The following is a 23583-nucleotide window of genomic DNA, read 5'->3' as shown; positions in this document are numbered from 1 at the left end:
AAATTATTAAAGACAAAATTAATCTCATTGTTTTCTCCGATTTCAATTCTATCTATAAAAGATACAATTGTTAGTCTATTTAGACTGCTTAAATCAGTGGGAACAATTTCGGAAACCAAACTGTCCTTGTTTTTCATCTTTTCTTGCAAGTTGGCAAGTATATTTTTCTTTGTAGCAATTTGTTTCTCTATTTCCCTGATCTTAATAAGATAATTTTTTCTGAACCTTTCAAACTCTTCAGAAGTTATAAGTTCGTCTTCTAAGTCCATATATAAAGATTGTCTAAGCCTTTCATATTTTCTTTTTTCTGAGTTTAAGCTTTCAAAGTCAATATTAAATGTAACTTTTGATACATCTAACTTATTAACTTGACTTAGTAATTCATTGTATTTTTTTAAATAATCTTTAAGTGCGAAAAGAGTCATATCAAGTAGATAGTCTTCTTTTATACTATGTCTTGTGCAATCTCCTTTGTTATTATAGTGAGAACAAATATAAAAAATATTATATCCATTCTTGGACTTAACCTTTCTTCTAACCATTGAAGATCCACAATCTTTGCAATAAAGCATTCCTGATAAAATATGTGGTATATCTGCCGATTGTTTTACATCTCGGAGCATCATCTTATTAGCCAAAGCATAAATGCTTTTTGAAATGATAGGCTTATGAGAGTCGTTTATTACAATCCAATCTTCTTCATTTACTTCTACTTCTCTCTTAGACTTGTAATTTAGTTTTCTAGTTTTCCCTTGTTCAAGCACTCCTATATAGACCTTGTTTGTAATAATCCTATTGACCATTTTTGCGTCCCATTTAGAGTCTTTAACAATAAAACCAGTAGTATGATTATCACCAGAATTTTCTTTATGCTTAGATGGTGTTACACAACCTATGCTATTTAAAAAATCTGCAATAGCCTTAGACGAATAACCGTCTATCTTCATATTGAAGATTCTTTCAATTATATGTGAAACTTCTGTATCAACGACTAACTTATGTTTGTTTTTGCTATCCTTCTTATAACCAAAAGGAGCAAATGCACCAATAAATTCACCATTCTTTCTTTTGATCTCTTTTGAAGATTTAACTTTCATAGAAATATCCCTACAATAAGAATCATTAATAAAGTTTCTTATAGGAAGAATTAGGTGTGTATCGCTTACATCTGCATTTTCACTGTCATAGTTATCGTTTACGGATATAAACCTTATACCTTTTTCTGGAAATATCTTTTGTAGATATTTACCTGATTCGATATAATCTCTCCCAAAACGGGATAAGTCCTTCACAATAATTGTTTTGAACTTCTTTTCTTCAAGATCTTGAATCATCTTCTTGAATTTTGGTCTGTCAAAATTAGATCCTGAAAAGCCATCATCTACATATTCAGCAACAACTTTAAAATCATTGTCCCTTGCATATGATTTGATAATCTGTCTTTGATTTGAAATAGAATTACTTTCTGTGCTATCTCCATCCTCTCTTGATAAACGAAGATACATACAAGCAAATTTTTCCATTACAAAACCTCCTTAATTTGTATTTGGGCAAATAGTCATTAAGGAGTTCTTCTACCACTTATATTTTACCGCACCCAAGTTTTTAAGTCAGCACCCCAGCTTATAGTCTTATACAAGTTCTACATAAATAAAGCTCAACAATATCTAGTAAGTCGAGGGATTCTTTATCACTTTGAGTGTAAGTAATTTTTTTAGAATAATCTTCTTTTGATATTTGCTCTTTAGGTTTATATTTCTTCTTTTCTTTTGTATTCATAGGTTTTACCTCACAATATAAAATTAAAGTTTTTTGACATTGACAAGTGCCTTGGATTAGCAACATAGGAATCTCACCTCCGCCTCTATTCAGGATGAGCCGGCTTCAACCTTAGAAGTATCATTATCCTCACTTTCTTCATAGCGAATAGGGTATCCCTCCCTATATTCAAACTCTTACTTATCGCTCCCTTTCTTCTTCCCTTGCTTTTTGCTTAGCAGTACTTGTTTTGCCGAATTATTCAGCAGAAAGATCTTGGCGGATAGGTTATCACGCTCCAAAAATGATTAATGTCTTGTCTTGGTCTATTCAGTTGTTAAGGTTCAAAATTTATCGAGAGCTATTAATCTTTTTAAAATTTGACCATCAAAAAATACTTATCTTGATGAAACAAAATTGTTTAAAATTACCCTCTTATACTTAACAGTGAAAAGAAGCCTTTCTTGCTAACCAATTTTCAAAAATAAATTTGGTTAAATGAAAAGGTCCAATTCCCACTGCATAAGTAACAGTGAAAATTAGACCCTCTTGGTAACTGTCATCTAAAAGTCTTCTAAGATTTCCTTTAGTTTTTCTAAGACTTTATTACGCCTTTTAATAACGGCTGGATTAGAAATATTCAGTTTAGCAGCTACTTCTCTTACTGTTTCTTCTTTATAAAAAAGACTTTCTACCAAATCCCTTTCAACAGGGTTGAGTTTAGAAATAGCTTTTCTAACTTCTTCAATCATTTCCTTTGTTTCGAAAATTTTTTCAACATCAAATTCCAGATCTTCTAAATTTTCTTCGAAGTTTCCATCATGATCATAGGAACAAAAAAAGAAACAGTTATTTAACCTGTCTCTTCTTATTTGATATTTCTCTTTATTCAATTCACTATGATAGGCAAGATATACTTCCTTGCTAACAACTACTTTCTTTCCTTCTACAAATAAATAATATTCTTTGTCCATTAATTTTTCCTCCTTGTTGACATGAATTTCTTTTGTTTGAAAATGAAATTCACACAAGGAGGGCTTCTAATTCTTTGCATATATTCTCCTGGGCATAAAAAAAGACCGAAAGAAAATAAATTCTTTCAGTCAATAAATGCCAATATTAAATTTAGGTGCAGATCACCCATCATGGATATTATATATGCATTTAAGTACACATAAAATTCGTATATGGTACTTTTTTCATTCGGAAATAGTACGCAATAAGTTCGTCATAAATTAATTTCTTAGATGTTCATTATTTCTTCAATGCTACAACCGTCTTCAAGTTGGCTAATAGCAGTCGGTAAAGTATATCCCCAAATTATTACACCTACCAATGCAATTGCTTCCTTCTTTCTTTGATAATAAACAGTTCTCTCTAAAGATACACTTCTCATACAAGCTTCATCAGTAATCTTTTTTTCAGAAATGTAGTAGTTATAAATAATCTTATGATAGATTTCTCCATACTCTGGATAAACTTTTAACCTAACGCAGGCATCATAAATTATTAAAAGCATAAGCTTACTATCCATTACATTGGAAACTCTATTATTAAACTTTTCTTCAACTTTTTCTGGAGCAAATGTAGAAAGATACAAGTAAGCAGATTCTGAAGTTGATCCATAGTTTTCTTTACTATCAAACATCATAAAATTTGCCCTGCTATCTACTGCCCAGGTAACTTGTCTATATAAACTTAAAATAAGTTTTGCAGCTGAACTGATCTCTTCAAATTTCAAGTTGCTATCTGCATACATGTCCATTATATTCTTTAAAGTTTTACTTATTCTCAATCTAATCACCCCAATACAACTTATTTACAAACTTGAATATTTGTGCTATGATATGAATATAAGTTCAGTTTGTATTATATCTCAAATTGAAAAATAATTCAAGCACTATTGTTCGTATTAAAAGTTATAAATGCATATTAGTACAGGAGGTTAAAGTTATGGCTTTTGCGGATAGATTAAAGGAATTTCGTGAAAAAGAAAAGTTAAGTCAAGCAGATTTTGCAAAAATGATAGGAATAAGTACAAGAACTCTTGTACATTATGAAGACGGAGAAAGATACCCAAGAGATGTCGAGGTTTACAAAAAAATAGCTGAAGTTATGGACTGTGATTACAATTACCTTCTAGAAGAAAGTGATGAGTTTTTAAATAGAGTTTATAACATGGGTGGCAAAAGAGAATTAGAAAAAGCTAGAGCATTAACAGAAGGTCTAAGCTCTTTATTTGCAGGTGGAGAAATTTCTGATGAAGATAAAGATGCTGCTTTTGAAGCTATTACTCGTGCTTATTGGGAGGCTAAAAGAGAAAATAAGAAATACGGTCGTAAGAAAAAAGATTAGGTGATTTTATGAGTATGAATCGCTATATATATGATAAGGTTAATCGACTTATAAAAAAATATAAGACACGAGATCCTATCGAATTAATAGAAGCTTTGAATATTAACCTGGTATATCTACCTAAAACAGAAATACTTTTAGGAATTTACCATTATATTCAAAGGAACAGATTTATTTTTATTAGTAGCAACACAAATTTTAATAGAAAGACTATATTAGCACATGAATTAGGTCACGATCAACTTCACAGAGATTATTGCATGAGTGGTGGAGCTTTTCATGACCAAACAGTGCTAAACCCTACAAATAAATTTGAAACTGAAGCTAATATTTTTGCAGCTCATTTATTAATAAGTGATGAAGATGTCCTAGATAATATCAATGATCAAGTTTGTGATTATGAAATTGCTGGAAAGTTAGGTGTAGATATAAATTTACTAAATCTAAAAATTTCTGAGTTAGCAAAAATGGGCAAGTTTAATAAACCAGTTAATGTTAATATACCTCAGGGAGATTTTCTCAAAAACTATCGACCTGAACATGATGATTATTATTAGGAGACTCTATGGGAATTTTTATTACAGGATATTTTTTATTAATCCTTTCTGGAATAGTTTTCTACTATCTCATCTCTACCTACTCTGTAAAAATCTCAGCATTTTTAATTGATTTTATAGTTGTAGGTTTAGGATTTTATATATCCATAAAAGATAAATTAGATAACAAATTAGCTATTCCCCTTTCAATTACAGCAGTAATAATTTATGGAATATTGCTAATTTTAATAAATCAAAAGCTACCAAAAATCAGTAAACTTTTAAACTATATAATTGCTTTCATAGGATCAGCAGTTGCCCTATGGTTGGCACTAGATTTTATAACAAACACTCTAGCCGCTTTTAAGATAATCGGTCAAACTTATCATCAATTACCAATAACAAAAAGTATGATGATAAATTCCTTTATACATTATGTAATTGTATTCTTAATTAGTATTCCAGTGTTTAAAGGTAGAATGAAATTTATACTTGGAGGAAATTATGAGTAGAGAAATGGATAAAAATAAAGACGAAAATCATGATAAAAAAGAACTTCAAATCAGATCTTCCGCTGCTGAATACTTGACTTTTATTGCAGCTAATGGTGATGATCAAGAAGCTATCGAAATTAGATATGAAGATGAAAATATTTGGCTAACTCAAAAGATGATGGCAGCGATATATGATGTCAGTACTGCAGCAATAAATCAGCACTTAAAAAAAATATTTGATGACAATGAATTGCAAGAAAAAGCAACTATTAAGAATTTCTTAATAGTTCAAAAAGAGGGTTCTAGAAATGTTTCAAGAGAAACAAAACACTATAACCTACAAGCAATTATTGCAGTAGGGTTTAAAGTAAATAACGAACGTGCCATCCAATTTAGAAAATGGGCAAACCAAATTGTAAAAGATTTTACAATTAAAGGTTGGGCAATGGACGATGAAAGACTCAAGAATTCAGGCACAAAACTTACCAAGGATTATTTTGAAAAATTACTTGTAAAAATTCGTGAAATTAGATTATCTGAGAGAAGATTCTATCAAAAAATCACAGATATTTATGCCACATCTTTAGACTATGATCCATCTGCAAAGGCAACAAAAAGATTTTTTGCCGCTATTCAAAATAAATTACACTATGCAATTCATGGAAAAACTGCAGCCGAATTAATTGTCGATAGAGCCAATCACAAAACTAAAAATATGGGACTTACTACTTGGGAAGGCTCTCCTGATTCAAAAATTCATAAGTATGATGTAGTCGTTGCAAAAAATTATTTAAACGAAGAAGAATTAAATCAAATGCAAAGAATTGTTTCATCTTATTTAGACATGGCAGAACTACAAGCAGAAAGACATATACCTATGACAATGGAAGATTGGGAAAAAAGATTGAATGGATTTTTAGAGTTATGGGATAAAGAAATCTTAAACGACGCAGGAAAAGTATCTGCAGCTCTTGCTAAAAAGCACGCAGAGAGTGAATTTGAAAAGTATAGAATAATACAAGATAGACTCTACAAAAGTGATTTTGATAAATTCTTGGAACTAGAAGATGATACTAAAAAATTAGAAGAATAACTTAATATACGCTTAATGCTTATAACTTTAATAGCAAGCACAGTAAGTGTACGGACACTTACGAAAAAATTAATGGAGCAAACCTTTACGGAATGCTCCATTTTTTTAATTTTTACCTTGTTAGGGAGAACCCTAAGACCCCGAAATATATTTATAAAGGAGAATAAGATGGCAAATAGATTTAGAAATGAAAGAATAGAAATAAAATTAACTAAGGAAGAAAAGGAAGTTTTTGAAAAGAAAATGAAACTTGCAAATTGCAAAACTATGTCCCATTTTCTTAGAAAATGTGTATTAGAAAAAGAGATATATGTTGTAGATTTAGAACCATTTAGAAACCTCCAATGGCTGCTTTCAAATGTAACAAATAACATAAACCAGATTGCAAAAGCAACTAATACAACTGGTGTTATTTACAAAAATGAAATTGAATCAATGAATAAACAGATAGAAAAATTATCAAAAGAAATATGGCAGATCCATTCCCTACTTCTTAATAAATCAAAAGAAAGTTCTGGCGATTAATATGGCAATTACAAAGATACATCCTATAAAATCAACTCTAAATTTGGCAATAGATTACATTACTAAGAGTGAAAAAACTGATGAAAAAATCTTAGTATCTTCATTCAAATGTCATCCATCTACTGCCCATATTCAATTTATGAAAACACGAGAAGACAATGATACTAAAGGTACAGTTTTGGCTAGACATTTAATCCAATCTTTTCTACCAGGAGAGGTTGATCCTATAAAAGCTCACGAAATTGGAATGGAATTATGTAAGAAAATTTTAAAAGAAGATTATGAATTTGTTATTGCAACTCATATAGATAGAGGGCATATCCATAACCATATTATTTTTAATAATGTTAATTATAAGACTGGTAAATGCTACCAGTCTAACAAAAAAACTTACCATAAAATCAGGTATCAAAGTGATGAATTATGTAAAGAAAATGAGCTCTCAGTCATTGATGAATATTATGAAGCTTACAAGAGAAAATATAAAACTGCTGGTAAATCTTGGTACGAATATGAGCAAAACAAGAAAGGAAATTCTTGGAAATCTAAACTGCAATTTGATATAGATAGAATGATTAATAAGTCTAAATCGTGGGAAGAGTTTTTAGAAAATATGAAGTCTCTTGATTATGAAATTAAGTTTGGTAAACACATTGCTTTTCGACATAAAGATAAGCAAAGATTTACAAGAGCAAAGACTATCGGAGAAGATTATACTGAAGAAAAAATCAAAGAAAGAATAGATTTAGCAATTAAAAATAAAGCTAATCCTGTTAAAAAAAGAGTAGGAAATGTTATTGATATATCTACTAATGAAAAAGCTCAATCATCTAAAGGTTACGAAGTCTGGGCAAGAAAACACAATATCAAAACAATGGCTGATTCAATAATTAAGCTGAGAGAGCAAGGAATCAATTCAATCACTCAACTCGATGATCTAATCAAAAAATCTGCTGATGATAGACAAGACTTGTTAGATAAAATAAAGAAAATTGAAACTGATATGAAGAGTTTATCCCAAGATATGGAAAATATAAATACTATAAATAAGTATCGTGAAATATATAAATACCACAAGAAAAATCCTGATGATAAGCAATTTGCAGAAGAATATTATAGTGAACTTTCTGTCTACAAAATAGCCGCTAAAGAAATTTTAGAAAATTATAAAAAACTACCAAACACAAAAGAAATATTAACGAAACTCGATAAATTGCAAGAAAAAAAGAACACCCTTATGCAAGAGTATTCTTTGAATAAAGAACAATTTTCTGATCTTGTTCAATATAGGAAAAACTATGAAAATTATTATGGAAAGGAGGTGGAGAGATAATTACTCTTTAATCTCTCTACTTTTTGAATAAATTTTATAATCATCTTTAATCTTTTCCCATTCCAAAGTGAGTTTTAAGTTGTTTTTTAAAAATATTTTTTGAGAAAGTTCAATTTTACTCTCATAAATTATATTCTCATAACTAATTATTATTTCAAAAATATCTGCGAAAAATTTTTCTTGATTATTTGTTTGGTAAGATGAGCATATTCTATTACATGATTCGTAAATATTATTAGTTTTATCATAAAGAGAGTTATATTTTATAGCCTTATTAATAATCTCACCTGATACTATAAAATTAAGCAATAAAGATGTTGTATCATTTAATCCATTGATAAAAACTGCATATACAAATAAAAATAAAACAATAAAAGAAAAAATGTAATACGCCTTTTTATTCAATTTAGCTAAATTTGATGTAAAAAAAGAATTTTGATGTGTATTTGCTAAAGCTTTAATAAAACCAGTTTCTATATCTTTGTTGTCAAAATATTCATCGCTATTATAGCAAGGTATTATCTTTCTACCAAATGAGTTGTCTAGAAACATATTAAATCTGTCTTTATTTCCCAAATCAAAATAATAATTTCTGTAATATATTGCTACTGTTTGAATTAATAAAATTACAGCAGAAATTATGAGCAATATTTTTATATTTAAAATCGAAAATCTAACTTGTACTAAGGAAATTATTAATAATAATATTGATAATGAATCAACTACATAACCTAAGTTTCTAGACTTATTATGACTATCATCTTGTGGTGTTTTACCCATATTCTTTACCATCCTTATTTAATATCATTATAGATTCTATTAAAAAGGTATTTCTTAATCTTTGATTTTTAACAATTGGAAGTATATATCTACCATGGCAATTTCTCAATTTAAAACCCGAATTGCAAAAACAAGGTAAATGACCTTTGTATTTATTATGGTAAATTAAAAATACCATTTTAATGTACTGTTCTTTTGTTAATCCCCACTCTTCCGTATAATAACTTAATAAACCCTCATATCCATGTTTCCTTTCCCCAAATGGAAATACTCCATATTTAAGATGCCAATCTGCCGAAAATATAAACGGATCTAAAAATCTATTTAAAAATTCTGAAATTGAGGGTTTATCAATAAGATATTGAAGTATCTCCCCAACAGTTGCTAAGCAAATACTATTATCTTTATATACATGTTCTAGTTCCTCTTTTAAGTTGAAGATATATACTTTTGGAATACTAATGGGATACTCATAATCCATTTCTATTTTAATATCCTTGACCCCATCTAAAATCACATCATTATGTTTTAAGGAATAATGATATTTTCCGTATATACATATATTTGATTCTTTGTAATTTACCTGCAATTCTGTTTGTTGTTTTAATAAGTCATTGATTTGCTCTCTTATATTATTCACTATATCTCCATGGCTTCGTTGGGTTTACAATATTTACATTATAAAACGCATCTGAGTACATCTTTGAATTAAAGTCATTATGAATAGATTTTTTAAATTCTACCTCTGAATCTATACTTATAAAATTTGATAAGTCAGCTATCCAACTATTCATAATATTCTTTTCCGATTCAGATATACTACTTATAAAATCTTCTCTCAAATCAACAGGATTTAAAATTTTATTATCTACCATTATAGATATTTGCTTGTTCTTGAATTTATGAATAAACACTTTTATTATATCTATAATAGATAAATTGAACTCATCTTTAACAGAGTCTGCTATCAAAGCTGTTATTAAAATAGAAGATGGCTTAGATTTAACATTCATACTTCTATCATAAAATATATCCCTATGTCTTTTTACAACCTGTACTGCTCTTTGTAAATTTGATCTATAATAGTAATTTGGTATATTCTCTACTTTATTATATATTTCTCTTAGCTCGACAGGAAAATTGTGAAACTGTTCTATTTTCATTTCTGTTGAAATAAACCTTTCGCTAATATCTTTAAACCAATCACCAAATCCTAAAGGATTGCTAGTCAACCATGAATAATTACTATCTTCTTTCTCAGTTATTGATACAGTCTTAAATACATAATTTAAATCTACACCTGAATTAACAATTTCAGTCATAATATTTTCTTCCTCATTAACACAAGGAACAATATCTAGATTAAATCCTACTCCCCCTGATACCTCTGCATACTCTAAAGTCCAGCAGTTTTTATCTTCTTTTGATAATTTAGACTTATATAATTCACTACTTTTTATACAATCACCAACATCATTTTTTGTACTTTGTGGATCTGTATTTGATTTTTCTTTTTTTAATAAAGCTAAAATATCTAAATCGTAATTCTTATCTTTTCCATCTCTATATGGTCTTATGACAGTTCCTAACAAAAAAGAACCTTGTGGATAAAAATCAGATTCAAGATCATGCCCATTTAAATACTCAGAAATAGCCTTGTATTTCTCTCTAGCATTTTTCTCCATAGTTGGAGTAATATCAATATCATTAAGACTTTCAATCAACAATTTATCTCTTTTTTCCATTCTATTATTACCCCCTATTTTCTCGGTCCTAAAAACTTATCTCCATTCAAATGAATCATATGATCAGGTAAATCAGCAATCCACACTTCTGTTTCCCATGCCAATGAATCAGAAAACCTCTTAAAAGTTTTAAAGTCTAAAAATGCAGTTACATATATTTTCCCTGATTTAACATCCTTAGTCATTTCTTCAATTTCTAACATCCTTTTAGGTGTCATGTGTCCAACAGATGTTACTGACTCAATAAAGTAAATCCAATCCTTGTCTTCAGAATACAAAACTACATCAGGCATTTTATCATGGAGTGTTATCTCAAAACCGAGTTCTTTTAGTTTCTCCTCATTTTTTACCAAATCCTTTTGAATTGTGTCACCAACATATAAACATTCAGAATTCTCAGCGAATCGTGGAGCAAATTCTTCAATAATTAGCTTTTGAAGTTGATTGTGCTTGCCTGGTGAAAATTTAAATTCGTTTCCATTTATATTTACTGGCATTTTCTTCATGGATTTTTTAGATTTATACAAATCCATTAAAGTATCATGATTACTTAAAAAGTCTAGTTTGCATTTTTCCCAATCATCAGTCTTATATGTCTTTACCAATCCTAACATTTCATCTGTTAACCTATATCTATTGTTAACCTATATCTATAATTCGGACTATTTGTCGCTTTTCCATTATCTTCTATAAAAGCAGCATTTCTAAAGTGGTGTATTGCCTGTTTTCGAAATGTCTCTCTACTATTTTCAGCATATGCAAGACCATAATTCTCCGATATAAATAATATAATATCATGTATCCTTATCCAATTATTAGTTGCATTGCACCATAAATCTTTATCCTTAATATTAGCTAGAGCCAATATAACATATCCACATAAATCCGACTGTTGTCTTTCTGGTACTTGCATTTCCTTTAAAAGCTCTTTTGCTTCTTCTAATTTAGACATAAATATATCTCCCTAATATTTCATCACATGTTTTTTCTGACATATCTTTTACCTTTATCAAATCTTTTCCCATATTCTCAATGTATTCTAGTGGAGGAACTGGCATAGAATTAATTTCTGTTGAATTAACTTGAGTTGAACCATTTAAAATTCTATAATACTGATCATATAAAGTGGAATTTAGAACCACATATAATCCATATACTAAACACTCAGATAAATTTTCAAATCCAGTTATAAAATTTAATTTATTTTGAGTGCTTATCTTTTCATACTCTGGATATTTTTTTGCTAAATAGACTCCACATTGTAGTCGTCTCTTTTCTTCTTTAGATGTAAATCTCTTTACAAATAAATAATTTTTATTCTCTTGTAATAACCCCTTTTTTGAATTTAAAATATATTCATTATCCTTACCCATTGGAAAAACAACTTTTCCATCCTTTATATGCTGAGAATAGAATAAGGGTACTGCTTCTTCTTCAGATCTATCTCTCAATACTTCACTATTTCTAAAATCCACAGTTAATCCTGTTTTCATTTTTAATCCCAAGCTTGGCAAAGTATCTTTCCACTCTTTTACTTGTTTTATTGTATTTGCTTCTTCTTCATTTGTAATTAAATATATATATTTATTTTTTTTAGAAACAACTAAATCATAATCTGCTTCAAAAATTGTTGTATTTTTAAAATCAAAATTTCCATTATTAGATGTGATTGTTATAAATTCAGGGGGTATTCTTGTCTTTTTAGCCTTTATTATCATAGTTTCTTGTAAGACAGATTCTTTATCAAAAACCTTATCTCTACTCGTAAATAAATGTATATGCTCCAATGACATTTCTTCTAAAAATTCTTCTCTAAATTTTTTAAAGTATGCTCCAGATGTCCAAGATCTTGGAACAATAAATACCAGTTCCCCATTTTCTTTTAGATTGAAACTTGACATTTGCATAAAAAGAAAATATAAATTAGGAGAACCATAACAAACATCTGACATTATAATTGCTTCTCTGTCTTTTTTACCAATTTTCTTATATGGTGGATTACATATAACTAAATCATATTTTTTAACATTGTTATACATTCCTAAGAAATTATTGTATTCATAATCCTGACTTATAATATAATTCTTATCTATAATTCTATATTCTATATCTATATTTGAATTTTCCTTTACCCAATATAAATTAGCTTCCAACAAATTTACAATGTCTTCATCTGTTTCATAACATGTTAAATTTATCTTTTTTATCATTTTGCTATCAATAATTCTCTGAATTAGTGCCGCAGAAAGAATTCCAGAGCCAGCTCCTGGGTCAAGAATAGATATCTCATCTCTTTTAATATTTAAGTCAAATAAAGATGCCATGAATATTGCTGTTTCTTTACTAGTAAAAAATTGTCCTATTCTTTTTCGAGTTTCTTTAGATGCAATCTTAATATATTCATTTGTCTTATTTAAAACATAATCAATTATTTTCATCTTTAACTAACTCCATAATTTCGTAAAGATTACAATTTAATCCTTCACATATTCTTAACAATACGTCAGTTGTAATATTCTCCCCATTTTTCATTTTATAAAATGTACTTCTACTAATATTTGTTTTTTCCATTAATTCTGTATTATTTAAATCTAGGTCAATCATTTTTTTAAATAGCTTTTTATAGCTGATTTTTAACATGACTATCTCTCCATTCATGAATTCTGTATCAGTTATATTATATCATAAACCTTCACTTTTTTCATAATATTATTCACTTTTCTAAAACATAAATACAAAAAAAATAAAGGCAGTCCGAAGACCACCAATATTTGTGTTTTCCACCAAATTTCTATCTTTTTGCTGCTTCTATACTGTTAATTTAATATAAGCTACTGCAAAATTTTAATAAGAGTACAATCCTATCAAATTTAAAATCAATATTAATTTTTAAAGTATGAAACACTTGTTAGCATCCTATAAAAATTTTTTCCATTAGTGTAGGCTTTGAACAACCATAAACTTTTTCTTTTCCATATATCACAGACTTCACTAGAAAAATAATATATGCTCCAAACAAATATATTAGTAAATATAAAATTATTATATCTAGAACTTGTTTTAACATAAACATCCCTCACTTTTTTTATTTCTACGATTATAATAAGTTGGCAAGATGTTTAATCTCAGTTTTTATATCTATGAGAGTTTTCATAAATCATAAAATATAATCTCCAAATAAGTTTTAATCATATAATCTTACATAACCGGATATATATAGCCAAGCTCCATAGCCTTATTATAGGCTTCAACAATATTTTTAGATTGTAATTTATCATATATATTTGCTATATGATTATAAAGGGTCCTCTCACTGATAAAAAGCTTCTTGGCAATATCTTTTTTGCTTGACCCCTTTATTAATTCTTCCAGTACTTCTATCTCTCGTTTAGTCAGTGGATCAACAATGTATTTATCTATTTTCTTATAGTTTCCTTTATATACATTATTTATTCTTGCTAAGAGTTCTTCTATTTCAACAGACTTATTTATAAAATCCTTTACTCCTAACTTAAAAGCCATATCCTTGTAATTATCTAAGTCATAAGATGTTAAAACTATTATCTTTTGTCTGGGATTTTCATCTATCAAATCTTTAATTAAATCAAGACCAGTCTTATCATCTTTTAAATTTATGTCAATTAAGAAAATATCGTAGATTTCTTTTTCTATCATTTTTAAAAACTCTTGGGCTTTTGATACATAGGCACATGAAATTTCTTCTTGCTCTTCTAAAAGCATCTTAAGAGATCCACCAAATAATTTATGGTCATCAAGCAAAATAATTTTCATCTTTTTCCACCTCCAAGCTAACTCTTGTTGTAAGTATTCCCTTGTTTAATCCATAGGAAATATTTCCTGAATTTGAATCTATCAAAAGTTTAAGCAGCAAAACCCCTCTTTTAGATTCCTTAATTTTATTAAAATCATCTGATCTTGCGCCATCACTTTCCATTTCTATATATACAAAATTTCCTTTTTTATAAAGTTTATAAGATAAATATTTAGCATCGGAATGCTTATATACATTATTTATAAGTTCTTTTGATATTATTGAAATCAACCTAATTAATCTTTTATCCTCTGTCATATCACTATCGATATATTTAGTAATTTCAATATTTTTATCTGGATATAGTGAAGCTACATTATCAAATATAGCTAATAGAGATGTTTCCAAATTTGCTTTTTCAAATAAAGAAGATTGGTAGAATTTCATTATATTTCGTGCTTTTTCCTCAAGTTCTCTTAGGATATTTTTAGAATATTCTATATCAGGATTTTTTGAAGATAAGTAATTTTTACTTGCATATATATCTTGCAAAATATCGTCATGAATAATTCTTGCAAATTCATCTCTTTCGCTCGCCATATAGTCTGATAGGTAATAAAGTTTGAAGGTTTTCTCAAAAGCTAACTCTTTCTCCTTTAAAAATAAGATAAAGAAAAATTCTGTAATAAGAAAAACTATTTGAGTAAATATATTTATCATTGCCGTATCTATATCAAATAAGTAAATTACCACAAAAATAAAAAATACTAGTTTGATAGTAAATGTTTGTGTAGATTTTCTTGATATTGGTAAGATGTTTATATATTTAAAACTCTCTATATCCATGTATTTTTTAATAAACAGGCATGTTGAAGCAATACTAATAATGGCAAAGGAGACTTTATAGTGTAGATTATTTATTAAAATAAGGCTCAACGGCAAAAGAGAAGTAAAAACAACCAAAATGGAAACAAATTCCGGTATTTTTTTATTCGAAATTTCTGTGTATATAAGTCCATACAAGGTGAAAAATAATATAAGTGAAACTGCATTTAAAATTGGGCCCTCTTTTACTAACAAATTGTTTTTAAAAAGAAGACCCCAAAATAAAATTATCATTAAATGGCTTATTACAATTTTTTCTAATTTCTTATACATATCTAATAGTAACTAATTACAATCCTTTCTTTATTAATATTAATACCCAAAAATATAATAATTGAAGCTAAGATAATAAACTTAGTAAGAAAATAAAATGTAAAGGAGTTTGTAAAATTATATACAATGGCAGATGTTATCATAATAGCTAAAGATAGTCCTATCAACCGAATTTGGAGAGAATTTATTTTATTCATGTTTCTAGTATTAAGAATTACAAAAACTATTATTAGAGTGTAAAGAAAACTTGATAAAATTAAGTTTATACCAATGGTTAAGCTTAGATCAAGTTTAACTAGGTTTAATACAAGGCTTGGAAGGACTATTATCAAAGCCCCTAAATAAATACTAAACAAATATTTGGCTAGAATTTTTTTTATAGAAAGTCCATTTGCAAGTAAAAATTCAAGCTTTTTGCTAATCTTATCTGATACCAAGGTATTTTTAGCGAGTTCTACTCCAAACATTACAAAAAGTATTAAAATCCCATCAATTTTAATTGTATTGATGACCTTATTTATCTCTTGGCTTCCTCCATCAGCAAAAAATAGAGCCATAAAGGAGCAGATTAGTGCCATAAGAGACATTAATAAGGCATTTTTATCTAAAAGCTTTCTTAAATCGTTAATTACTAACTTCATGACCATGACCCTTCTTTATTAATTATAGATTCATTGTTTATCTTAGACAAATCTTTCATAGAAAAAACTGCAAAGATTAATCCTAAGCCAATATTTATACCTAGAATGATATAAATAAGATTTAGATTATATCTTTCTATTAATGATAGAATCTTCTCTGAAAAAGTGCCTATCATGTAAATTAAAATTGTTGTTCCAAAGAAAACTATATTTTTGAAAAACTTGAAGTTTTTTTGGGATAAGCTTATAAGGTTAAAAAATAGTATTTCAAAGTAAGTCATTCCTATCATTGTAACAAATATGCCTACAATCCACTTAAATTCGATTTTAAAGTCTACTAGGACATAAGTTAGGAAAAATAATAAAAATGGAACAATAGAAGATAGTCTCCACATTTCTATTGCATAGGCTTTAATCACATCTTTTATATTAATTCCTGATGCTAGAATAAATTCAATACGTTTATTTAGTTTATCCTTGACTGTCAAATTAACAACCATAGAATTAGACATAATTAATGAAATTCCAAGCATTAGTACATATAGCATTAATATAATATAATCATTTCCTCTAGAATCAAACATCCCCTTATATAGTAAAAAAATAAAGCCAAGAGAAATCAAAGTAAATAATAATAAATTTAAAATAAAATCCTTGTCTTTACTTAAATAGTACCTACAGGCTCTATTAATATTCATCTTATTTTTCATTTTGTACCTTCCTCTATAAATAAATCTTCTAAGCTCTCTCCCTTAATTTCTCCAATATTCTTTGTAAAAAGTAACTCTCCTGATTTAATCATAGATACTTTATCAGCTATCTTTTCAATTTCTGAGAGGTCATGACTAGTAATTACTATGGTCTTACCTTCATCCTTTAGTAATTTTATGAGTTTTCTAATCTCAACTCTTGATATTGGATCTACCCCACTAGTTACCTCATCTAAAAATATTATCTCCCTATTCATCATTACAATAATTAATAAAGATAATTTCCTTTTCATTCCCTTAGAATATGTTGATACTTTCCTATCTAAATCATTTGTTATTTGAAGAAGCTCAGAATATTTTTTGTAATTTACAGGCTCATATCCAAAATATAAACCATATAATTTTATATTTTCTATTCCAGTCTTATCTTCATACAAATAATCATTCTCTAAAAGCATTGCATGATTTCCCTTAACGATAACTTTTCCATTATCTTCATAATATAAATTCGTTAATATTCTCAGAAGCGAAGTTTTTCCAGAACCATTAGGACCTACTATTGCATGCACTGTATTTTCTTCAATTTCTAAAGAAAAACTGTTGAATAGCTTTTTATTTTTAAAGTTTTTGCTCATGTTTTTTACTTCGATTACATTCATATTAAAAGCCTCCTAAACTCATCATTTAACTTATTATTAAACCAAGCACAATTTTCTACTCCTATTTCTTTTGCTCCAATGAGTCCCCTTATAATGCATTCACTACAAAAAAATTTCTTCTCACAATTTTCACACTCGGAATTTACATAGCTAGGTGCTTCTATATTTCTTATCAAATCTAATATTTTATAATTTTCTGTGTATAGCTTACCGATATCAGTATTAAATACATTGCCAAAGCTTTTTATAAGTGTTTGATCATCCATAGCACAAAATTTAATATCTCCCTCTGGAGTAATAGATGGATTTCTTGTAAATGCTCCACAATTTTTAACGTTTGGATCTCCGTCCTTTACTTGATATAGAAAACCATATCCATACTTATTATTTATTTTTGAAATAACTTCATTCAGTTTTTCAGAATCTTCTTTAGTTTTTAATAATAAATTATTATTGTCTTTTAAAGCAGCTCTTCCCATTGGTATAATTGAAGATAAACCATAAGTCTCTATGCCATTTTCATGAATCCAATCAGCAATATTTTCTAATTGATCTATATTATTCGGTGTTATCATAGTTACAATTCTCATATATATTCCCATTTTGTGAATCCTAACTATATTTCTTTTTATGATATTCGAAATGTTTTTTATTCTAGAACCCATAAACCAATTAATATAATCGTCATTGTCTCCATGTAGATCTATTTGTACTACCGTCTTGTCCCTATTTTTATATATTTCATTAAACAAGTCTTCATTCCAGTTTGTTCCATTTGATAAAATACTTACTAAATGATAATTTAAAGAATATGCCTTGTCTAAAATATCAAGAAATCTTGGATGACAGGTAACTTCTCCACCCGTAAATTCTACTACTCTAGTACCAGATCTTCTTGCATCTTCTAGTACTTTAAATATCGATTCAGTATTGTCTTTAAATTTATTATAGCATGAATATTCACCATAACAATGTAAGCACTTTACATTACAAGTATGTGTTATTTCAATAGATATTGCTGATGGGTACTGTGTTTTACCATTTCCTAAAACCCTTATTTCATCATATCTCGGATTTTCTAATCTATCAATAACAATGCCATAATTGAGAATTAAAGAATTTAAAAATTCATTTAAATTAATTTTAGCTTCTTCAATTAAGCTCGTATTATTATCACACATCTTTTTAGCAATTTCATCAAATGTATGATTTCCATCTAACCAAAGTATTATGTTTGTTGCATCATTATTTATTCTATAAAGAGATTCACCCATTTTCTCATATCTATTTTCAACAACCAAAATATTGGCATTTTTTTGTTTTTCAATTGCTTTTATATTTTTAGCCTTTAAATACACCTTTTCATATCCCCCGACTTAATACTACATCCTACAGACAAAACTTTTTTAGCTGTAAACTTATCAAAAGTTATTACTAGTCTCAAAACAAATCGACTAAAAAACTATAAAAAATTAATTATAGGTTTTTTTATTTGTCATATTTATATATTAGACTAGTAAACATAACTTTTTACTCTCATTCTTGTTATCCAAGAATTTCCCCCTTCTTCTTAGAAGAATCCTACAAAACCAGCTACACCTACACCAGCTGCTGGACTAGGACCACAGAACATACATCCTGTACATCCCGCACATAGTTTGCAACCATTACCCATTGCTACGATTTCAGGTTTCATATTCTCACCTCCTTACAACCATATTTTATTTCATTCTTAATTTAATTACATGAGTAAATACTGCAAACTTACAAAAAAATAAAGGCAGTCCGAAGACCGCCAATATTTATCTTCCTGTACCTTTATTATGTTCATGTTTTTTATTTTATTTATTTCATCATTCTTAAAGTTCTTTGTTTGCCCAAATATGGACTTTTTTATCCTTATCATATGTCTTTCTTTTGAATTGTTAGAATCGTATATACACTTGAATAAAAGTTCTAAATATCAGTGTTTATGGGTTAAGCTCATTTAAATACCTTTTTATTGTATTATAAAGAGCTATAATCATTATTTCTAAAACTAGCTCTTTTGATAATCATTGCATCTATTTTTCTAGTTTTAATTTAAATTTAATTAATTCAATTAATGACTCTAGACTTTTATTGTGATTAACTCCAAATTTTTCTGATAACTCAGCTCCAAAGTTTGTTCTTACAGGGTAGGATGCTTGAGCTAACTTACCAGATTCTATTAATGGTATCAAAGTCCTAATAACATTTAATTCTGCTGAACTATCTTCTTTTAGCAATTTTATCCAGTTATTAAAGTTTACTCTTTTAACCATGTCTTTTATTCCTAAAATTTGAATAATTTCTTGCCAAGTAATTCTATCATTTAAAACTATGTGCAATACTGGATGTTTCATTAAATAATCTTGATTGCTTATTACTTCTGCTATAATATCTACTGGTACTAAATCAATCCCTTCACTAATATTAAAGAATGAGTTAGGAATAGCATTAAGTTTCAAGATAGTTTTGAGTTGTAAAAGAAAAAAGTCATCCATTCTCATTGAACCAGTTTTAGTAGAAGGACCTATACGCCCTGCTCTTACAATATAAACATCATGACCTTTTGATTGAAATTTTTCAACTAGTTTATCTGCCACCCATTTTGACTGAGGATATCCAAACAATAAATTATCTGATGAGCCAGGCTTATCAGATTCTGTAACCTCTTTAAGTGTATCATTTGAAGGAAAAACAGCTGTCGTTGATACGTAAACTAATGGTATTTGCATGTGGCTACAACTTTTTAGTAGTTTATATGTTCCTTTAACATTACTATCTACTATTTCTTCAAAGGATTTAATAAAATTTATTTCTGCAGCCGCATGTATTAATCTAGATGCTGGTTTAGATACAAATTTAGCAACGTCATCATCATTTGTTAAATCTCCTGGAATTACATCTATAAGATCCTCGTTCCAATCTAATTCATATAAATCAAATTTCTCTTTCAATCTTCTCTTTGCATGATTAGCATTGTCTCCTCTTACAAGAACTCTTGCTTTGTTACCCTTGGAAATTATACTTGATAATAAATGTGCACCAAGAAATCCCGTACTACCAGTAATAAGAGTCAAGTCCTCATGTTTTCTCTTTTGTGAGCCTACAATTGACGGTATTGAGAATCTATTTAAATATTTTTCAAGATCAAGACTTTCCATTTGTTTTTTATTTTTAAGAACAGATGACATATTTTGTATAGTAGGTATTTTCATTAATACACTAAAATCAATATCGTATTTCTCAGAAATAGCTCCATATATTTGTAAAGCATCTAAAGATGTGCCACCTAAATCAAATAACGATTTATTTCCTACATTAACTGGGATACTTAATACTTTTTCCCAAATTTTTTTCACAAATTGATACTCATCAACATTCAATTCTATTCCCGATATGTGCTTATTAATTTCTAAATATTCTTTAGCTCTATTCAAAAGAGATTTCCTGTCAATCTTACCAGTTCGTCCTTTAGGAAAGGACTTACACTGCATCATTATTTTAGGAGCTATATAATTAGGCATTTTATTTCTAAATAATTCCAGCAATTCTTCCTTTTTATATTTAGATAAACCTTCTTCATAATGTCCTATAATTATTGTTTTATTCGCTTGAGAAACTGCTGAAACCACTATTGGAAATCCTGATATTTCAGATAACATAGCTTCGATGGCACCCAAGTGAATTCTATGACCACTAATTTTTAATTGATCATCATTTCTCCCTAAAAAACTATAGTAACCCTCATTATTGCATACTACCATATCACCTGTCCTATAAGAAGAATTCATATTACTAACAGAATTTTCATTTTTACTTATATATCCATTAAGAATATTTTTCCCCAATACAACCAATTCACCAGGAACTCCAGTGGCTACAGGTAAACCTGAAGGCGATATTACTAAAAAATCATATCCATAAGCCGGCTTTCCAATAGATGGCTCTTTTTCCCAAATAGATGGACTTTTAGGTAATTCAAAAAATGAGCAAACATGAGTCTCAGAAGGACCATACATATTAACTAAACGAACTCTACAATTTATAAATAATTTCCTAATCGGAGGCGTAATTATTAACTGCTCTCCTGTTACAAATATTACATCTAGTTTGGATAAATATTTTGCAGCATCTTTCGTAGATGTCGCAAGGGCAGATAATGCAGCATAAGGTAAAAATAGACTATCGATTTTTTTCATTTCTAATATTCTAGGTAATTTAGGCAACTCACTATTTAATACTCCTGATTCAGAGATAAGAGCACCTCCAGTTAAAATAGTATAAAAAACCTCTTGTATGAAAACATCAAAGGTATGCTCTGTAAATTGATAAATGCGTGATTTTTCATTAGACAGATACTTTTTAGTGTTTTTTACTAATTGCATTACTGTATCTGGTCCAATTCTAACCCCCTTAGGTTTACCAGTAGTGCCTGAAGTATAAACCAAATATGCATCTGATGTTAAAATAGAATATTCGTCTGTTTTCTTTAAATTATAATTATCAAAGTCTTTTGTTATAATAACATATGGAATATCATAATCATAACTTGTGTTTGAAACAAGAATATCTGCACTAGAATTTTCAATAATATATTGATCTCTTTCCGAAAGTTTTTCATTGTCAGATAATATGACAAATCGTCTTCCAGATATAAATGCAGCTATCATAGCTGCAACTGTTGCCCACAATCTTTTTTCTTTTATTGCAACAGTCACTATTTTGTAATCTGCCTGTTCCCATGTATTTATATAATATGCTACGGCAGAATTTAAAAAGCTCGTTGAATATACTTCTTCATCCTCCTCTATACATATGGAATTTTCTTCCCTTTTTAAATACATTTCCAAGGCACTTTGTCTAATAGAATAAGGGAGTTCATTTGAAACATTTATTTCTTGATATTTTTTTATATTATCAAATGAACAAGTAGCTATCTTCTTAAAATACTCACCTGCGTTTTTAATATACGAAACCATATAATTTAAAATAGTTTTATTAATATTATTTGATTCTTCTAAAGTATAATGGGACTGAATATTTATATCAGCAAATTCTTCATCTTCGAATATTGAAATGAGAATAGGGTAACGGTCTCCTCCTAACAAATATTCCCAGGAATCCACTCCCCAATCAAAGCATTCTAATTTTCTTAATGAATACGGAATTATGGTAACTACAATTTGTGGAATATTAGCTTCAAATCGATTATCTGTTTTTATATTTGCTACTGATATTATCCTTGATAATGGCATAGAATTTACCATTCCAAGTAATAAATCCTTACTTTGCTGCAATATATCTTCATGTATATCAGAGTTATATCTATTAACAATAAAAACCAAAGAACTACGTTGCCCTATATTATTAATTGAACTTTCATTAATAGCAGCTGGTATACCTAACAATGGTTCTTTAATACCAAAAACATTTCTTATCGCACCGCCTATAGAAGATAAATATATTGCCGATCTCCTTACATTATGATCTTCTGCAATTTTTGTTATTTCCTCAATCCTTATTTTGAAAGCATCAGTCGAAACATTTCCCTTTAAAAATTCCGTTTGAAGAGCATTGTTTTTATAATTCCAATTTTTTAGATACTCTTCCCAATACTTACTTGAACTTTCATAGTTTTTATCTGAATAAGTATTAGTTATGGTAACTTTATAATTATCTATACAATATTCATGATAAATATTCTGCACTAATTCTTGAATAGATGCTCCATCACAAATTATATGATGAAATACACATACAATAAGTTGTTGCTTTGATTCTTCACAGTCAATAAAAAACCATCTGAAAAGATAGCCTTTTTTTAGGTCAAAGTAAGTATCTTTAACCAGTCTTTGAGCTAGTTGTTTAGCTTCAACTAATGTTTTTGAATATAAATACTCAAAAATACTGTAGTTTATTTTATTTGTTACAGGAACGACCTCACCTTCTACATTTAGATCAAATCCTATGCCTAGCCTGGGATATTTTTTTAATACT

The 23583-nt window shown here is 28.3% G+C and carries 25 protein-coding genes; 6 read left to right on the top strand and 19 right to left on the bottom strand.

The window, feature by feature from the left end:
- The 4 genes from ACKQTC_RS08720 to ACKQTC_RS08705 all read right to left on the bottom strand — a co-directional run.
- The coding region (locus ACKQTC_RS08720) for a recombinase family protein (RefSeq protein ID WP_408978054.1) at positions 1-1523 on the bottom strand (1523 nt) is incomplete at its 3' end.
- Positions 1524-1623: 100 nt separating this feature from the next.
- Positions 1624-1845 carry a hypothetical protein gene (locus ACKQTC_RS08715; protein ID WP_075574287.1) on the bottom strand — a complete coding sequence of 74 codons (222 nt, stop codon included), beginning with the start codon at positions 1843-1845 and terminating at the stop codon, positions 1624-1626.
- Positions 1846-2321: 476 nt separating this feature from the next.
- Positions 2322-2732 carry an RNA polymerase sigma factor gene (locus ACKQTC_RS08710; protein WP_000357034.1) on the bottom strand — a complete coding sequence of 137 codons (411 nt, stop codon included), beginning with the start codon at positions 2730-2732 and terminating at the stop codon, positions 2322-2324.
- Between the two features lie 269 nt (positions 2733-3001).
- On the bottom strand, positions 3002-3517 hold the full coding sequence (locus tag ACKQTC_RS08705; protein ID WP_000270762.1) for a hypothetical protein: 516 nt from the start codon (positions 3515-3517) through the stop codon (positions 3002-3004).
- A gap of 194 nt (positions 3518-3711) precedes the next feature.
- On the opposite strand from ACKQTC_RS08705, the gene ACKQTC_RS08700 reads away from it, so the two are divergent.
- From ACKQTC_RS08700 to ACKQTC_RS08675, 6 genes are all read left to right on the top strand, one after another.
- The gene (locus ACKQTC_RS08700) at positions 3712-4113 is read left to right on the top strand and encodes a helix-turn-helix domain-containing protein (RefSeq protein WP_004026815.1); all 402 of its coding nucleotides are present in this window, start codon (positions 3712-3714) and stop codon (positions 4111-4113) included.
- Between the two features lie 8 nt (positions 4114-4121).
- On the top strand, positions 4122-4670 hold the full coding sequence (locus tag ACKQTC_RS08695) for an ImmA/IrrE family metallo-endopeptidase (protein ID WP_408978053.1): 549 nt from the start codon (positions 4122-4124) through the stop codon (positions 4668-4670).
- An 8-nt stretch (positions 4671-4678) separates the two neighbouring features.
- Positions 4679-5161: a hypothetical protein gene (locus ACKQTC_RS08690; protein WP_408978052.1), complete on the top strand. Its 483-nt coding sequence runs from the start codon at positions 4679-4681 to the stop codon at positions 5159-5161.
- Entirely contained in the window at positions 5154-6236 is a 1083-nt protein-coding gene (locus ACKQTC_RS08685; protein WP_408978051.1) for a virulence RhuM family protein, read from the top strand. Before ACKQTC_RS08690 ends, ACKQTC_RS08685 begins: the two co-directional genes overlap by 8 nt.
- Positions 6237-6404: 168 nt before the next feature.
- Positions 6405-6761, top strand: a complete 357-nt coding sequence (locus tag ACKQTC_RS08680) for a plasmid mobilization protein (RefSeq protein ID WP_408978050.1) — start codon at positions 6405-6407, stop codon at positions 6759-6761.
- Between the two features lies 1 nt (position 6762).
- Positions 6763-8094 carry a relaxase/mobilization nuclease domain-containing protein gene (locus ACKQTC_RS08675; protein WP_408978049.1) on the top strand — a complete coding sequence of 444 codons (1332 nt, stop codon included), beginning with the start codon at positions 6763-6765 and terminating at the stop codon, positions 8092-8094.
- Here ACKQTC_RS08675 and ACKQTC_RS08670 read toward each other — a convergent pair whose 3' ends face one another.
- From ACKQTC_RS08670 to ACKQTC_RS08600, 15 genes are all read right to left on the bottom strand, one after another.
- Positions 8095-8874 carry a hypothetical protein gene (locus tag ACKQTC_RS08670; protein WP_408978048.1) on the bottom strand — a complete coding sequence of 260 codons (780 nt, stop codon included), beginning with the start codon at positions 8872-8874 and terminating at the stop codon, positions 8095-8097. It lies immediately after the preceding gene.
- Complete coding sequence (locus ACKQTC_RS08665) at positions 8867-9514, bottom strand: hypothetical protein (RefSeq protein ID WP_408978047.1); 648 nt, start codon at positions 9512-9514, stop codon at positions 8867-8869. Before ACKQTC_RS08665 ends, ACKQTC_RS08670 begins: the two co-directional genes overlap by 8 nt.
- The gene (locus tag ACKQTC_RS08660; RefSeq protein WP_408978046.1) at positions 9507-10619 is read right to left on the bottom strand and encodes a nucleotidyltransferase domain-containing protein; all 1113 of its coding nucleotides are present in this window, start codon (positions 10617-10619) and stop codon (positions 9507-9509) included. The genes ACKQTC_RS08665 and ACKQTC_RS08660 overlap by 8 nt, the downstream gene beginning before the upstream one ends.
- Positions 10620-10633: 14 nt before the next feature.
- Complete coding sequence (locus ACKQTC_RS08655; protein ID WP_408978045.1) at positions 10634-11233, bottom strand: BsuBI/PstI family type II restriction endonuclease; 600 nt, start codon at positions 11231-11233, stop codon at positions 10634-10636.
- A gap of 8 nt (positions 11234-11241) precedes the next feature.
- Positions 11242-11571 (bottom strand): hypothetical protein, encoded by a 330-nt coding sequence (locus ACKQTC_RS08650; protein WP_408978044.1) that lies wholly within the window; start codon positions 11569-11571, stop codon positions 11242-11244.
- Entirely contained in the window at positions 11564-13057 is a 1494-nt protein-coding gene (locus ACKQTC_RS08645) for an Eco57I restriction-modification methylase domain-containing protein (RefSeq protein WP_408978043.1), read from the bottom strand. Before ACKQTC_RS08645 ends, ACKQTC_RS08650 begins: the two co-directional genes overlap by 8 nt.
- Entirely contained in the window at positions 13044-13259 is a 216-nt protein-coding gene (locus ACKQTC_RS08640; RefSeq protein WP_019138712.1) for a helix-turn-helix domain-containing protein, read from the bottom strand. The genes ACKQTC_RS08645 and ACKQTC_RS08640 overlap by 14 nt, the downstream gene beginning before the upstream one ends.
- A 558-nt stretch (positions 13260-13817) precedes the next feature.
- Positions 13818-14411, bottom strand: a complete 594-nt coding sequence (locus ACKQTC_RS08635; protein WP_408978042.1) for a response regulator transcription factor — start codon at positions 14409-14411, stop codon at positions 13818-13820.
- Positions 14392-15549: a sensor histidine kinase gene (locus tag ACKQTC_RS08630; RefSeq protein ID WP_019138715.1), complete on the bottom strand. Its 1158-nt coding sequence runs from the start codon at positions 15547-15549 to the stop codon at positions 14392-14394. Before ACKQTC_RS08630 ends, ACKQTC_RS08635 begins: the two co-directional genes overlap by 20 nt.
- Before the next feature lie 2 nt (positions 15550-15551).
- The gene (locus tag ACKQTC_RS08625; RefSeq protein ID WP_408978041.1) at positions 15552-16190 is read right to left on the bottom strand and encodes a hypothetical protein; all 639 of its coding nucleotides are present in this window, start codon (positions 16188-16190) and stop codon (positions 15552-15554) included.
- Positions 16187-16900: a hypothetical protein gene (locus ACKQTC_RS08620; RefSeq protein ID WP_012797182.1), complete on the bottom strand. Its 714-nt coding sequence runs from the start codon at positions 16898-16900 to the stop codon at positions 16187-16189. The genes ACKQTC_RS08625 and ACKQTC_RS08620 overlap by 4 nt, the downstream gene beginning before the upstream one ends.
- Positions 16897-17559 carry an ABC transporter ATP-binding protein gene (locus tag ACKQTC_RS08615; protein ID WP_408978040.1) on the bottom strand — a complete coding sequence of 221 codons (663 nt, stop codon included), beginning with the start codon at positions 17557-17559 and terminating at the stop codon, positions 16897-16899. The genes ACKQTC_RS08620 and ACKQTC_RS08615 overlap by 4 nt, the downstream gene beginning before the upstream one ends.
- Positions 17556-18917 carry a radical SAM protein gene (locus ACKQTC_RS08610; protein WP_408978039.1) on the bottom strand — a complete coding sequence of 454 codons (1362 nt, stop codon included), beginning with the start codon at positions 18915-18917 and terminating at the stop codon, positions 17556-17558. Before ACKQTC_RS08610 ends, ACKQTC_RS08615 begins: the two co-directional genes overlap by 4 nt.
- Positions 18918-19129: 212 nt before the next feature.
- On the bottom strand, positions 19130-19255 hold the full coding sequence (locus ACKQTC_RS08605) for a hypothetical protein (protein WP_012797179.1): 126 nt from the start codon (positions 19253-19255) through the stop codon (positions 19130-19132).
- 367 nt (positions 19256-19622) lie between these two features.
- Positions 19623-23583 (bottom strand): SDR family oxidoreductase (locus tag ACKQTC_RS08600; RefSeq protein WP_408978038.1); only part of this gene is annotated, 3961 nt, incomplete at its 5' end.

Source organism: Peptococcus simiae, from assembly GCF_046097595.1.
Lineage (GTDB): Bacteria > Bacillota > Peptococcia > Peptococcales > Peptococcaceae > Peptococcus > Peptococcus simiae.
Note: the sequence above shows the minus strand (reverse complement) of the source record. Positions and strands in the feature narration are given on the sequence as shown.

Coding starts and splice junctions, on each gene's coding strand:
- ACKQTC_RS08690 (WP_408978052.1), top strand. CDS start 4,679: ATGGGAATTTTTATTACAGGATATTTTTTATTAATCCTTTCTGGAATA.
- ACKQTC_RS08680 (WP_408978050.1), top strand. CDS start 6,405: ATGGCAAATAGATTTAGAAATGAAAGAATAGAAATAAAATTAACTAAG.
- ACKQTC_RS08670 (WP_408978048.1), bottom strand. CDS start 8,874: ATGGGTAAAACACCACAAGATGATAGTCATAATAAGTCTAGAAACTTA.
- ACKQTC_RS08660 (WP_408978046.1), bottom strand. CDS start 10,619: ATGGAAAAAAGAGATAAATTGTTGATTGAAAGTCTTAATGATATTGAT.
- ACKQTC_RS08635 (WP_408978042.1), bottom strand. CDS start 14,411: ATGAAAATTATTTTGCTTGATGACCATAAATTATTTGGTGGATCTCTT.
- ACKQTC_RS08605 (WP_012797179.1), bottom strand. CDS start 19,255: ATGAAACCTGAAATCGTAGCAATGGGTAATGGTTGCAAACTATGTGCG.
- ACKQTC_RS08675 (WP_408978049.1), top strand. CDS start 6,763: ATGGCAATTACAAAGATACATCCTATAAAATCAACTCTAAATTTGGCA.
- ACKQTC_RS08685 (WP_408978051.1), top strand. CDS start 5,154: ATGAGTAGAGAAATGGATAAAAATAAAGACGAAAATCATGATAAAAAA.
- ACKQTC_RS08645 (WP_408978043.1), bottom strand. CDS start 13,057: ATGAAAATAATTGATTATGTTTTAAATAAGACAAATGAATATATTAAG.
- ACKQTC_RS08715 (WP_075574287.1), bottom strand. CDS start 1,845: ATGTTGCTAATCCAAGGCACTTGTCAATGTCAAAAAACTTTAATTTTA.
- ACKQTC_RS08655 (WP_408978045.1), bottom strand. CDS start 11,233: ATGTTAGGATTGGTAAAGACATATAAGACTGATGATTGGGAAAAATGC.
- ACKQTC_RS08625 (WP_408978041.1), bottom strand. CDS start 16,190: ATGAAGTTAGTAATTAACGATTTAAGAAAGCTTTTAGATAAAAATGCC.
- ACKQTC_RS08630 (WP_019138715.1), bottom strand. CDS start 15,549: ATGTATAAGAAATTAGAAAAAATTGTAATAAGCCATTTAATGATAATT.
- ACKQTC_RS08700 (WP_004026815.1), top strand. CDS start 3,712: ATGGCTTTTGCGGATAGATTAAAGGAATTTCGTGAAAAAGAAAAGTTA.
- ACKQTC_RS08710 (WP_000357034.1), bottom strand. CDS start 2,732: ATGGACAAAGAATATTATTTATTTGTAGAAGGAAAGAAAGTAGTTGTT.
- ACKQTC_RS08620 (WP_012797182.1), bottom strand. CDS start 16,900: ATGAAAAATAAGATGAATATTAATAGAGCCTGTAGGTACTATTTAAGT.
- ACKQTC_RS08650 (WP_408978044.1), bottom strand. CDS start 11,571: ATGTCTAAATTAGAAGAAGCAAAAGAGCTTTTAAAGGAAATGCAAGTA.
- ACKQTC_RS08705 (WP_000270762.1), bottom strand. CDS start 3,517: ATGTATGCAGATAGCAACTTGAAATTTGAAGAGATCAGTTCAGCTGCA.
- ACKQTC_RS08640 (WP_019138712.1), bottom strand. CDS start 13,259: ATGTTAAAAATCAGCTATAAAAAGCTATTTAAAAAAATGATTGACCTA.
- ACKQTC_RS08615 (WP_408978040.1), bottom strand. CDS start 17,559: ATGAATGTAATCGAAGTAAAAAACATGAGCAAAAACTTTAAAAATAAA.
- ACKQTC_RS08695 (WP_408978053.1), top strand. CDS start 4,122: ATGAGTATGAATCGCTATATATATGATAAGGTTAATCGACTTATAAAA.